Genomic DNA, 12,694 nt, shown 5'->3' with positions numbered 1-12,694 from the left:
CCTATTCCCTTCGAGAGCCCGGATCATTTGAAGGCCACCTTCATACCTGCAACGAACAGGCGTGGCGAGCCCGCATAGATCGATCCGGGCGCCGTGCTTGCGAGCGTGCTCCCTGGAATTTGCAGGCCGGCCGCCGTCACAGTGTTTGCGATGTTGTTTGCCGACGCAACATAGGTGCGATCGAACACGTTCCTGACCTCAAGAAACAGATTGAGTGACTTGAAGGTGTCGGACACCAAGTCGGTCTTGTAGTGGACATTCACATTGACCAGTTCGTAGCCCGGCGCCTTCAGCAGATTCGCGTTGTCCATGTAGAAAGAGTCCTTCCACTGGACCTCGACGAAGCCCCCGAGGCCTGCCAGCGGCCCGGCGAACTCGTCATAGCCAATTCGAGCCGTCAGCTCGTTGGGCGAGATACCGGGAATTTTGTTGCCGGCACGGTTGAAGCTGAACACGGCGCCATTGGTGATGTTCTCGACATATTCGGTGTAGACCTCGTCGAGATAGGTGTACGCCGCCATGAACCGCCAGCCCGGATAGAACTTCCAATCGGCTGCAAGCTCGATGCCGCGGTGCTCCGACCGGGGCGCGTTGAACGAATAGCTTACGCCCGCGACCGGCGTCGCCTGGTTGACGATCTCGTTACGGAAGAACTCGTAAAAGCCAGTCGCGCTGAGTTTGAGCGCGCTGTTCGGCGTCCAATCGAAACCGAGATCGTAGCCAAGATTCTTCTGGGCTTGGAGCTGCGTATTGTTGCCTGATAGCCCCGTCCGAGCGACGAAGAGATTCGAGACCTGCGGTGTGCCATACCCCGTGGCAACGCGTGCCCGGACCAGCCATTCATTACTGAGATTATAGAGCAGCGCCAACTCTGGTGCAGTATTTTGAAACTGCCGGTCCGCGGTCGTCGGCGTTGTCGTGGTGATGCCGGTTGGACCGGCGTACGAATAGGCCGTATTGGTGCCCTTGAGCAAGGTTGTCTCCCAACCGATGCCTGCAACGGCCGTTAGCGACGATGTAAGCTTGAGCTCTTCCCTGGCACGAACACCATAGTTGGTCGTCTCGCTGTAGAGATTGCTCGACAGCCTGCCGAGTGTTGCGTTGCCTCCCGGCATCACGTTTCGCGTGTCGCTCGACGCCGTCAGGGTATTGTAGAAGGCGCCGAAGAACGCTGTGGACTCCAGGCCGAGAATCTCTCCGCGCTTGGTGAGATCACTCATGTAGTTGTACGACGGGAAGTCGCCGATCGAGCTGGTTGAGCCAGTTGGCTGACTGATGTTCCGGTCGTCGAACACGAACTGGTTGCGCCACGTCGTGGTGTTGTCGAAATCGTGCTCCCACCGGCCCCCGACGATGGTGCGGCGGTCGTTGCGGCCGAGCCCGGCCTGCACGGCCGTCTCCGTATCGGTTCCGGCGGTCGCGTTGAAGCCATTGTTGAACAGCCTGACCGTACCGCATCCGGGCGCGGCCGTGGCACCGGTCGCACAACCCTGCTGGAAGGGATTTTGATAGTATTGGTTCAGCGTGGAGCGAAGCGGCAGCCGCGCGCTGAGATCGTTGTTGATGATCTTGACCGTGAAACGGTCGTCCGGCGTCGCCTTGAGCGTGCCGAGGAAGTTGACGGTCTGCGTGTTGAACCAGCTATTGCCGATATAGCCGTCGCCTCGCGTGTCGCTCGCGAACAGCGAGCCCTCGAAATTCCCGACCTTCTTGCCGGCCGCCAGGTAATTGTTGAGGTAGCCATAACTGCCGCCGTCGACGCCGTATTCGACACCGTCGATCGTGCCGCCCGGCCGTGTGCGAAAATTGAGCGCGCCGCCGGTCGCGTAATTGCCATAGAGCGCCGACGAGGGGCCGCGGATCACGTCGATCGCGCCATAGGCGTGGGGATCGATCAGGTCGCTGCGCGACAGGCCGTCCGGCTGCGTGACGGGGAAACCGTCGTCGAAGATCACGAGATTGCGGATGCCGAAACCGTTCCGGGCGTTGGACCCGCGAATCGAGATGCCGAAGTCCCGGGGACCGTTGCCCTGCTTGATCGAAATGCCCGGACTGTCCCGCAAGACGTCGCTGACCGAAAACGAGGGCCGGTTGTCGAACTGGCTGCGATCGATGGTCGTCGCGGTCTGGCCGGCCGGCGCCTGATTGAGACCGGCTCGCACTGCGCCGGCGGACATCGTGTTGTTCTGCCCCTGGGCGCCATCGGTCCCGATCGGCGCGACCGGCCTCGCTGCGCGCGCCGCCGAAGCGGAACGCAGCCGCGCTGGCCGGGTGATTGGTTTGGGACGGGACGCCTTAGGCGCCTCGACCGTCACTGCGGGAATCGCTTCCGACGCAGCCTGGGCGAGCGCGTCTGAACCGATCGGGGACACCAGCCCGAAAAGCACGGGCAAGCCCGCACTTCCGATCGCACGAATGCGTAACATCTCTTGAATTCCTGACATCCGGCGCCTCGGCCGGTCCATTGAGCACGCCATCGGCGGCAACGGCGCGCGCCAACGGTTCGGTTTGTCGCTACGTCAGGAAAATTGAGGTGGGGCGCGGGCCTGAGCGCTCGAACCCCTGGGAGCGGCGATGGCGGACGCATCCGCCGGCTGCCACACCACGCGCGCGGCATGGCGGAAGGGAATCGAGAGTGCCGCGTGCGTCGGCGAATCGAGCGACGCGCCCGCCTGGGCGAGGCAGCACAGGGCGCACGCGCCGGCATGCGCGGTCGGGGTCCCCGTCCGATCGTCGAGGCCACCCTGATCGCTCGCGCTGTGGCAGATGACGGCGGCAGACAGCGGATCGGCGATGGCTTGGCCCGTCGCCCAACAGGCGGCAATCGGCGCCAGCACCTGCATGGCCAGGGCGAGCAGGACCAGGGGTAGGAATTTCTGTAACCGCGCGCGCATCTGCCGAACCGTTCGTTCGTCCGCTAACTAAACACCGCGCCGGGCCCAAGTCGAGATCAGTTCCGCCGCCTACTTGGCCCAGCGCAAATTGGCGAAAACTGTGACCGTGGTACCCCAGCACGGCACCGAGCGGGGGCATTTGAGCCAAATCAAACGGCCCGGCATCCACAGATTTCTTATATTTGTCATATACTTGCGGGGCCAAAAGCCCGATCATTTCGTCTATTGCTCGAATTTTGAACATTCGTTGCCGAAAATGATGACAAGTGAGAAAAGTTGATCTAGCATCCCCCTTGCTCAGGCTGGCCGTGAGGTCGAAGTCTGGTGGTCCAAGTCTCGGGAGGAGCCCCTGGCGCGCAAAACGCAGCGTCGCCCCGTCAATCAAGAGCAAATCTTAGAATCGGGGATAATAGGGTCGACACAATTTTTGAGCGGGGCCAGGGCCCCGCTCTTTTTTTGTCTGCATGGCACTTTCGCCGATGAATATGCCCTCCAATCCAGTCGAACTCAGCTTTGAACTCGCCGCCTCGCGCTGCGCGGATCTCACGCCCCTCGTCTACAAGCGCCTGTTCGACGAGCATCCCGAAACGCAGGCGATGTTCCGCTCGAAGGGCAGCGACCTCGTGAAGGGATCGATGCTCGCGCTGACGATCGAGGCGATTCTCGATTTTGCCGGGATGCGTCATGGGCATTTCCGTCTGATTGCCTGCGAACTTGCCTCGCACGACGCCTATGGCATGTCGCGCCAGTTGTTCACCGCCTTCTTCACCATCATCAGGGATACGCTGCGCGATCTGCTCGGCGATGAATGGTCCATCGAGATCGCGCGAGCCTGGGACACATTGCTCGTCGACATCGACGCACTCACCGGATCGACCGCCTGACGCTTTGCGCTGCACCACGCGGCGTACTGCGATGGCGCGTGTGATTGCAGATTGAGTGGCATCAACTCTTGTGAGACACTTTCGACATCGGTCGCGCAATCAATGACGCGCCGACGATAAAGTTTATGGGAGCGAGCGATGTCCGGGACGAAAGATTTCTCGACGACGAGGCGCGATCTTCTTCAGGCGGCTGCGACCGCCGGCGCCGGAGCTGCCCTCCTCGGCAGCATGGGCATAAACCCCGCATTGGCCGCCGAGGTCGGGCGAAGCGAGAAGCCGCTGAAGGCGGCGTTCTCCAATGCGGGCCTGCAGGCCACATGGTGCGCGCAAGGAAAGCAAGCCGCCGAATTCTGGGGCAAGCTGTTCAACGTCGAAGTCACCTGGTTCGACGGCCAGCTCGACGCCGTGAAGCAGCGCGCGGCGATCGACAACATGGCCTCGCAGAAATGGGACTTCGTCGCGATCCAGGCCTTCGGCATCGGCACTCTCACCCAGCCCGTGCAGAAGATGATCGACGCCGGCACGCCGGTGATCGACATGGACACGCTGATCGCGCCGCTCGACCAGATCAACGTCCACTCCTTCCTCGCCCCCGACAACGAGTTCATGGGCGCCTCGGTGACCCAGGCGCTTTGCAACGCGATGGGCGGCAAGGGCAAGATCATCATGACGCAGGGCGCGCTCGGCCATACAGGCGCGCAAGGAAGAGCCAAGGGCTTCACCTCTGTGGTCAAGCAATTCCCGGGGATCGAGGTGCTCGACACCCAGCCGGCAGACTGGGACGTCTCCAAGACCGCGCGCCTCTGGGAAACATATCTGACCAAGTATCCGCAGATCGATGCGGCGTTCTTCCACAATGACGACATGGCGCTCGCGGCTGCCAACATCATGAAGGCGCGGGGCCGCACCAACATCCTGATCGGCGGCGTCGATGCCATGCCGCCGGCGATCCAGGCGGTGAGCGAAGGCCGCATGTTCGCGACCGTCCGCAATCCCTCCTGCCGCATCCATGGCGGCGCGATCATCGCGGGCGTATCGGCCGTAGTTGGCGGCGAGAAGAGCGGCCAGGGCATCCCCAAGAACGTCGTCACCGACGGCCCGGTCGTGACCAAGGCCAACGCCGCCGGGATGCAGTGGATGCAGGATCACTTCCTGATCTGAGCTTCCATGCCCGAGGTGCGTTCGCCCATCCTTGAACTGCAGGGCATCACGAAGAGCTTCGGCGGCGTCGAAGCGCTTCGTGGTGTCGACTTCGCGCTCCATCCCGGCGAGATCCACGGCCTCGTCGGCGAGAACGGGGCTGGAAAAAGCACGCTGATGAAGATCATCGCCGGCGTGCACACCGAATTCTCCGGCCGCTTCCTGATCGACGGGAAGGAGACGCATTTCCGCTCGGCGCGCGATGCGCATGCGGCCGGCATTGCCATGGTGCATCAGGAGCTCAGTGTCGCGCCTGATCTCACGGTCGCCGAGAACGTCTTCCTGGGCAACCAGCCAACCAACGCCCTTGGCCTCGTGCAGTGGCGGCGCATGGCGCGCGAGGCCGGCGAGCAGCTCGCCCGCTTCGGCATCGACGTCGATCCGATGAGCCGGCTGGGTGACTTGCCCATCGGGCTGCAGCAGCTGATCGAGATTGCGCGCGTGCTGTTCTCCGGCGCCCGCATCGTCATCCTGGACGAGCCGACCTCCGCCCTCTCTCCGCCCGAGGTCGAGCGGCTGTTCGCGACGCTGCGGCGGCTACGTGAAGAAGGCACCAGCATCGTCTTCATCTCGCATTTCATCGAGGACATCCTGCGCGTGTCCGACACGGTGACCGTGTTCCGCAACGGGCGGAAGGTCGCCGAGACGGCAAGCGCCGCAACCAGCAAGGGCGCGCTGATCGAGGCCATGATCGGGCGCGGCGGCGAGGCGCTCGAGCACAGCTACACCGACGACCTTATGCTGCCGCAGCCGAGCGACAGCTCGGTCGTTCTGAAAGTCGACCAGCTGTCACTGGCCCGTAGCCTGAAGGACATCTCCTTCGAGGCGCGCGCCGGCGAGGTGCTCGGCATCTACGGCTTCATGGGTTGCGGCCAGCAGGAGCTATCGAGAATCCTGTTCGGCAAGCTGAAGCCTGATAGCGGCGGGCTTCTCGTCGAGGGTAAGCCAAAAACCTTTGCCAGCACGGCGGCGGCGCTGCGCGCCGGCGTGGCGCTGGTGCCCGAGAGCCGCCGCGACATGCTGTTTCACCAGGAGCCGGTCTACAAGAACATCTCGATCAGCATTCTCGACCGCATCTCGGCGCTGCTGCTCAAGCCGGCGCAGGAGCGCGACATCGCGCAGCGCCAGGTCGAGCAGTTGCAGATCCGGCCGCCGGTGGTCGGCCTCGACCTCGGCATGCTCTCCGGGGGCAACCAGCAGAAGGTGGCGCTGGCAAAATGGCTGACCTACCCGCCCAAGCTGCTGGTGCTGTGCGAGCCGACCCGCGGCATGGATGTCGGCGCCAAGAACGACGTCATCAACATCGTCCGCGACCTCCGCGCCAAGGGGCTTGCGATCATCGTGCTGTCGACTGAGCCTGAAACGGTGCTGTCGCTGGCCGACCGCATTCTCGTGCTCAAGCGCGGCGCACTGGTGCGGGAATTCAAGAACGAGCCGGTCAGCAAGGACCGCCTGCTGGAAGCGGCGTGACGGAGAAGCACATGAGCAGCGAAACGGCTTTGGCGGCGGGGCAGCGGGCGCGAGGCGTTGCGCCCTTCCTGCGCTCGCAGATGCGCAACATCGCCCCGTTCCTGACCCTGATCTTCCTGTCCGGCTTCTTCGCCTTCGCAAGCCCCTCCTTCGCGACGCTCGACAATCTCGGCAATATCCTCACGCAAGTGTCGGTCACGGGCATCATCGCGGTCGGCCTCACCTTCGTGATCCTCTGCGCCGAGATCGACCTCTCGATCGCCAGCATCGCCAACGTCACCGGCATCGCGGTCGCCTATTTCACGCTGCAGGAATCCTACGTCAACATCGCCAACATTCCCCTGCCCGGCGCGGTCGCGATCATCCTGTCGATCCTGCTCTGCGCCCTGCTCGGCCTCGTCAACGCGCTGGGGCTGACCGTGATCGGCATCCCCTCCTTCATCATGACGCTGGCGATGATGCAGATCGCCGCCGGCATCTCCGCGCTGCTGGTGCGCGGCCAGATCGCCTACAAGGTGCCCAGCCTGATCACCACGCTCGGCTCGGGCTCGATCGGCGGCATCCCCTGGCTCGTCATCATCGCCGCGCTGATGCTGCTCGGCGGCCATCTGGTGCTGACCTACACGCGCTTCGGCCGTTACGTCTACATGGTCGGCGGCAACCGCGAAGCGGCCGAATATTCCGGCCTCAACGTCAAGCTCATCCTCGGCGCCGTCATGGTGATCTCGGCGGTGTGCTCCGGCATGGGCGGCATGCTGGGCGTAGCCCATTTCGGCAGCGCGCAGCAGAACGAGTTCGACACCTATCTGCTCGACTCCATCGCCGCCGTCGTGGTCGGCGGCACCAGCCTATTCGGCGGCCGCGGCGGCATCGGCAACACCATCGTCGGGCTTTTCGTTCTCGGTGTTCTCAACAACGGCCTCGACCACGTCAACATCGACAGCTTCCTGAAGATCCTGATCCGCGGCCTGATCCTCTTGGCAGCGCTTGTCATCAACGTCTATGCGCAGCGGCTGAGGGAAAAGGCGGCGGACTAGACGAGCCCAAAACAAAAAACGCGAAAACAACCCCATGCACAGTAGAAACTGTAAGGAAGTTCAGCTGCTTATCAAACTACAATTGCGTGAATGCCACCGCGCTGACGTTTGACACGTCGGGCAATGCAGGAGCACAACTTCATCATGGCACCGATCGCGTGCCCCGTGGAGCGAGCGCCCGAATGGCTGTCATCGATCGTCGCGCTGCCCTTGCGGGTGCAGGAGCGCTTCTCTTGACGACAGGCCCGCTTGCCTCCGCTCAGTTCGAATGGCGATCGATCAACCCAGCCGACGCCGGCTTCGCGCCCGACCTCGATGAGCGGCTCGACAAGGCGATTGCGGACAAACGCGCCTGGGGCCTGCATGGTGTCGTCGTCACGCGCATGGGCAAGCTCGTGCTCGAACGCTATTTCGCCGGCGAGGACGAAGTCTGGGGTGCTCCGCGCGGCAGCGTCGCCTTCGGCCCCGACACGCTGCACGACCTGCGCTCGGTCACGAAAAGCATTCTCGGCCTGCTCTATGGCATCGCGCTCGACCTCCGCAAGGTGCCCGCGCCCGACCAGAATCTGATCGCGCAATTCCCCGAATGCGCCGCCGCCGCGACCGATCCCCGCCTCCAGCGTCTGACCATCGCGCACGCGCTCACCATGACGCTGGGGTTCGATTGGAACGAGGACATTCCCTACCAGGACCCGACCAACAGCGAAATTCAGATGGAGCAGGCGCCCGATCGCCTGCGCTACATCTTCAGCCGGCCTTTCATTTCCGATCCCGGCACCCGCTGGATCTACGGCGCGGCCGGCACCGAGCTGATCGGACAACTGCTGGTGAAAGGCGTCGGTCACTCGCTGCCGGATTTCGCGCGCGCAAACCTGTTCGATCCCCTCGGGATCGGACCAACCGAATGGACCAAGGGCTTTAACGGGCAGCCCGCGCCCGCATCAGGACTGCGTATGACGCCGCGCGATCTCGCGCGCGTCGGGCAATTGATCCTCAACCGCGGGCAATGGGATGGGCGTCAGGTCGTTTCGTCGGACTGGCTCGCGAAATCGTTCCAGCCGTACGTCCCATGTGACGAGCAGCGCCGATACGGCTATTTCTGGTACAGCGGCGACCTGCAATACGGCCAGCCGCCGCACCGCCCGATCACGCACTGGATCGGCGGCTTCGGCTATGGCGGCCAGCGGCTGTTCGCGATGCCCGACCTCGGCATCGTGGTCGCCATCACCTGCGGAAACTACGCCGACGAGCAGCAATGGATGCCGCCTGTCCGGGTGGTGCGTGATGTCGTGTTGGCCGGGCTGAAGTGAAACGTCGTGCGAGGACCCGTCATCCTGAGGTGCGGAGCAGGCGATGCGAAAGCATCGCATGCGGAGCCTCGAAGGATGACCGGCCACGCTGCCAGCCGGGCCGTCGTCCTTCGAGGGCCGCTGAAGAAGCGGCCACCTCAGGGTGACGGTGATAGGGCAAGGCCCGCTGCACCGATCTCGTCTGCCCGCCAGCACCTCACGGCATGTCCATCGGCTCGCGTCTCCAGCGACGGCCCGGGCTCGCTCCGGCACACAGCCTCGGCGTACCGGCATCTTGGGCTGAAGGCGCAGCCGTTCGGCGGATTGAGCGGGTTGGGAAGGTCGCCGCCTGTGGTCGCCAGCGGGGCATGGTGTAGCGGATCAGGAATCGCGGCGATCAGGGCCTGCGTATAGGGGTGCGCCGGACGTTCGAAGATCTCGCGCCAGTGGCCGTTCTCGACGATGCGGCCGAGATACATCACCGCGACGCGGTCGCTCATGTGCTCGACGACGCCGAGGTCGTGGCTGATCATGATGTAGGACAGGCCGAGAGTGTCCTTCAGTTCCAGCAGCAGGTTGATGATCTGGGCGCGGATCGAGACGTCGAGTGCCGAGACCGGCTCGTCGCAGATGACGATTTTCGGGTTGAGGATCAGCGCACGGGCAATGCCGATGCGCTGGCGCTGGCCGCCGGAGAATTCATGCGGGTAGCGGCCCGACTGCTCGGGCCGCAAGCCGACATGCCGCAGCATGGTCGCGACGCGATCCTCGATCTCGCTCCTCGCGGTGACGCCGTGCACACGCAGGGGATCCTCCAGCGTGCGGCGAACGGTCTGGCGCGGATTGAGCGAGGCGTAGGGGTCCTGAAACACCATCTGCACGGTGCGCGCCAACGCCTTCCGATCGCCGGATTGCCTGCTCCTCACGACCTGCCCGTCCAGCACGATGCGGCCGCGCGTCGGCGTCAGCAGGCCAAGGATCGACAATGCGACCGTCGACTTGCCGGAGCCGGACTCACCGACGAGGCCGAGGCATTCGCCGCGCTTCAGCTTGAGATCGACGCCATCGACAGCCCGGAGCATCCGCTTGCCGCGGCCCAGCAGGCCGCCACCGAGCGGAAAGTGAACCGCGAGATCCCTAACGCTGAGGATGAGGTCATCGTCCGGCCTCCGCTCACCCAGCATGTTTTGCGGCTCATGCATGGTGATGACACCTGACCAGGCCGCCGGCGTCCAGCCAATCCGTCTCCGGCACGACTGTCCGGCATATCTCGGTCGCCTGCGCGCAGCGCGGATTGAACCGGCAGCCATCGGGGAAATTCGTGATCGCCGGGACGACGCCCGCGATCTCCTTGAGCCTGGTGCGCCCGAGCGCAGCGCGGCTGCCGAGCCTCGGCAGCGAGGCGACCAGGCCTTGCGTATAGGGGTGCGAGGGCGAGCGGAAGATATCGGCCGAACCCCGCTCCTCGACGATGCGGCCGGCATACATCACGGCGACGCGGCGGCAGACGTTCGCGACCAGGCCGAGATCATGGCTGATCATCAGGATGGCCGTTCCACGCTCGGCGCACAAATTCCGCATCAGCTCGATGATCTCGGCCTGCACGGTGACGTCGAGCGCTGTGGTCGGCTCATCGGCGATGAGGAGATCCGGACCGCAGGCGAGCGCAATCGCGATCATCACGCGCTGGCGCATGCCGCCGGAGAGCTGGTGCGGGTAATCGTGGACGCGGCGCTCGGGCGCGGGGACGCGGACGCTCGCCAGCGCCTCCACCGCCAACCGGCTCGCTTCCCGCCAGCTCTTGCCCTTGTGCAGCACGAACATCTCGGCGATCTGCCGGCCCACGGGCGAGACGGGGTTCAGTGCCGTCATCGGCTCCTGGAAGATCATGGCAATGCGGTTGCCGCGCAACTCCCGCTGTTTGGCCGCCGAAAGGTGCTGGATCTCCTGTCCCTCGAACCGGATGAGGCCGCCGCCGATCGAGAGCGGCGGCCGCAACAGCCCGATCAAGGCGAGCGCCGTGATGCTCTTGCCGCAACCGGATTCGCCGACGAGGCCGAACGTCTCGCCGCGTGAGATGCGGAACGAAACGCCCTCGGCCGCCGCGACGCGCCTCGATCCGTCGTCGAGATCGATGCGCAAATCCTCGACTTCGATCAGCGGCGCGCCGGTCATGTCCGCCGGCTCCGCGATTGGGGATCGAGAATGTCGCGCAGGCCATCGCCGAGCAGGTTGAGGCCAAGCACCGTCAGGAAGATGGCCAGGCCCGGAAACACCGAGAGCCACGGCGCCGTCGTGATCTGCTCGCGGGCCTCCGACAGCATGCTGCCCCAGCTGGGAAACGGCGGACGGACGCCGAGGCCGAGGAACGACAATGCGGCTTCGGACAACACCGCGCTGCCCATACCCAGCGTGCCGATAACGATGATGGGGCCCAGCATGTTCGGCAGCAGCTGCGTGATCATGATGCGCAGATCGCCGTAGCCCAGCACGGTCGCAGCCTGCACGTAACCCTGGCTCCTCAGCGACAGCGCCGAGGCCCGCGCGATCCGGCACGTAAAGGACCAGTTGGTCAGCCCGAGTGCGATCAGCAGGCTGGTCAGGCCGGGTCCGAGCACCGCCATGATCGCCAGCGCGAAGATCAGCGAGGGGATCGCGAGCATGAGGTTGGTCAGGGCGTTGACGATATCGTCCCACCAGCCGCCGAAATAGCCGGCGCTCAGCCCCAGGGCCACGCCGATGACGCTGTTGATGAGCTGAGAGATGATACCGACCGTCAGCGAGACCCGCGCGCCGTACACGACGCGGGAATAGATGTCACGGCCCTGGTCGTCGGTCCCGAACCACCAGGTCCAGCTCGGGGGCTCCTCCGCGTTCATCAAATTCGCGTCCATGACGGGATCGGTGTGCGCCAGCCAGGGCGCGAGCAAACCGACCAGGATCGCCAGCGCGAACAACACCCCACCGATGACGAGATTGGCGCGGAGCTTCATGCGTATCTGATCCTGGGATCGATCACGCCGTAGAGCAAATCGATCAGCAGATTGATCGCGAGAAAGGCCAGCACCACCACGAGAATGGAGCCCTGGACCGCCGGAATGTCGCGCTGCAAGACACTGTCGACCAGCAATGAGCCGATGCCTGGCCATGAGAACAGTTTCTCGACCACGACCGCCTGCCCCATCAGGCCACCGAATTGCAGGCCGACGGTGGTGAGAATGATGACGAGCGCGTTGCGCATGACATGCCACTTCACCACCCGCGTCTCGCTCATGCCCTTGGAGCGCGCGGTGCGGACGAAATCGGCGGTCATGATCTCGAGGACCGCGGCGCGCGTCGTCCGGGCAAACAGCGCCATCGGCGAGACGCCGAGGGTCACGGCCGGCAGCAGCAGATATTTCAGTCCGCCGTCGCCATAGCCGAAACTCGGCAGCCAGCCGAGCTTCAACGCGAACAGGTACATCAGAACAAGTCCGAGCCAGAATTTGGCGATGGAAAGGCCCGACACCGCGACGACCATGGCAAGCGTATCGACGATTCCGCCCGGTCGCAGTGCCGCGATGAAGCCAAGCGGCACGCCGATCACGACGGAAAACGCCATGGCCGCGAAGATCAGTTGCAGCGTCGGCCAAGCCCGCTTGGCGATCATGGTCGTGACAGGCTCGCGGGTCCGGAACGAGGTGCCGAAATCACCGGTCGCGAGCTTGGCAATGTAGACGCCGAAACGCACGTAAACGGGATCGTCGAGGCCGAGCTGCTTCTTCATGCGCAGCTCGACCTGCGGATCGCTGTCGTCGCTCATGGAGGAGACGATGCTGCCGGGAACCACGCTGAACAACACGAAGACCAGCAGCACGACGGCAAGCACGGTCGGAACGGTTTGCAGCAGGCGACGGAACAGGAAGGAGAGCATCGGCACT

11 protein-coding genes are annotated in these 12,694 nt (G+C 64.1%); 5 read left to right on the top strand and 6 right to left on the bottom strand.

All coding sequences use genetic code 11. The features are described from left to right. Positions 1 to 23: 23 nt before the first annotated feature. Both CIT37_RS19270 and CIT37_RS19265 read right to left on the bottom strand, forming a co-directional pair. Positions 24 to 2,177, bottom strand: a complete 2,154-nt coding sequence (locus CIT37_RS19270) for a TonB-dependent receptor family protein (RefSeq protein ID WP_095425458.1) — start codon at positions 2,175 to 2,177, stop codon at positions 24 to 26. Positions 2,178 to 2,519: 342 nt separating this feature from the next. Continuing rightward, complete coding sequence (locus CIT37_RS19265; protein ID WP_028141486.1) at positions 2,520 to 2,894, bottom strand: DUF2946 domain-containing protein; 375 nt, start codon at positions 2,892 to 2,894, stop codon at positions 2,520 to 2,522. Positions 2,895 to 3,373: 479 nt separating this feature from the next. Here CIT37_RS19265 and CIT37_RS19260 point away from each other — a divergent pair, with 479 nt between their 5' ends. The 5 genes from CIT37_RS19260 (at position 3,374) to CIT37_RS19240 (ending at position 8,795) form a co-directional block, all read left to right on the top strand. Then, positions 3,374 to 3,778, top strand: a complete 405-nt coding sequence (locus tag CIT37_RS19260) for a globin (RefSeq protein WP_161966434.1) — start codon at positions 3,374 to 3,376, stop codon at positions 3,776 to 3,778. Between the two features lie 138 nt (positions 3,779 to 3,916). After that, positions 3,917 to 4,939, top strand: coding sequence for a sugar ABC transporter substrate-binding protein (locus CIT37_RS19255; protein ID WP_028141484.1), 1,023 nt, complete (start codon positions 3,917 to 3,919; stop codon positions 4,937 to 4,939). 6 nt (positions 4,940 to 4,945) lie between these two features. Beyond that, positions 4,946 to 6,448, top strand: coding sequence for a sugar ABC transporter ATP-binding protein (locus CIT37_RS19250; RefSeq protein WP_095425447.1), 1,503 nt, complete (start codon positions 4,946 to 4,948; stop codon positions 6,446 to 6,448). 11 nt (positions 6,449 to 6,459) lie between these two features. After that, positions 6,460 to 7,485, top strand: a complete 1,026-nt coding sequence (locus CIT37_RS19245; RefSeq protein WP_095425457.1) for an ABC transporter permease — start codon at positions 6,460 to 6,462, stop codon at positions 7,483 to 7,485. A 233-nt stretch (positions 7,486 to 7,718) separates the two neighbouring features. Beyond that, on the top strand, positions 7,719 to 8,795 hold the full coding sequence (locus tag CIT37_RS19240; RefSeq protein ID WP_028141481.1) for a serine hydrolase domain-containing protein: 1,077 nt from the start codon (positions 7,719 to 7,721) through the stop codon (positions 8,793 to 8,795). Positions 8,796 to 8,932: 137 nt separating this feature from the next. On the opposite strand, the gene CIT37_RS19235 is transcribed toward CIT37_RS19240, so the two are convergent. Genes CIT37_RS19235 through CIT37_RS19220 form a run of 4 tightly spaced genes read right to left on the bottom strand, consistent with a single transcriptional unit; the run spans position 8,933 to position 12,687 of the window. Beyond that, on the bottom strand, positions 8,933 to 9,976 hold the full coding sequence (locus tag CIT37_RS19235; protein WP_028141480.1) for an ABC transporter ATP-binding protein: 1,044 nt from the start codon (positions 9,974 to 9,976) through the stop codon (positions 8,933 to 8,935). Next, on the bottom strand, positions 9,969 to 10,949 hold the full coding sequence (locus CIT37_RS19230; protein WP_028141479.1) for an ABC transporter ATP-binding protein: 981 nt from the start codon (positions 10,947 to 10,949) through the stop codon (positions 9,969 to 9,971). Before CIT37_RS19230 ends, CIT37_RS19235 begins: the two co-directional genes overlap by 8 nt. After that, on the bottom strand, positions 10,946 to 11,767 hold the full coding sequence (locus CIT37_RS19225) for an ABC transporter permease (RefSeq protein WP_038948725.1): 822 nt from the start codon (positions 11,765 to 11,767) through the stop codon (positions 10,946 to 10,948). Before CIT37_RS19225 ends, CIT37_RS19230 begins: the two co-directional genes overlap by 4 nt. Further along, positions 11,764 to 12,687 (bottom strand): ABC transporter permease, encoded by a 924-nt coding sequence (locus CIT37_RS19220; RefSeq protein WP_038948726.1) that lies wholly within the window; start codon positions 12,685 to 12,687, stop codon positions 11,764 to 11,766. Before CIT37_RS19220 ends, CIT37_RS19225 begins: the two co-directional genes overlap by 4 nt. Between the last annotated feature and the right edge of the window lie 7 nt (positions 12,688 to 12,694).

Origin of the sequence: Bradyrhizobium ottawaense, assembly GCF_002278135.3 — a bacterium.
GTDB lineage: Bacteria > Pseudomonadota > Alphaproteobacteria > Rhizobiales > Xanthobacteraceae > Bradyrhizobium > Bradyrhizobium ottawaense.
Note: the sequence above shows the minus strand (reverse complement) of the source record. Positions and strands in the feature narration are given on the sequence as shown.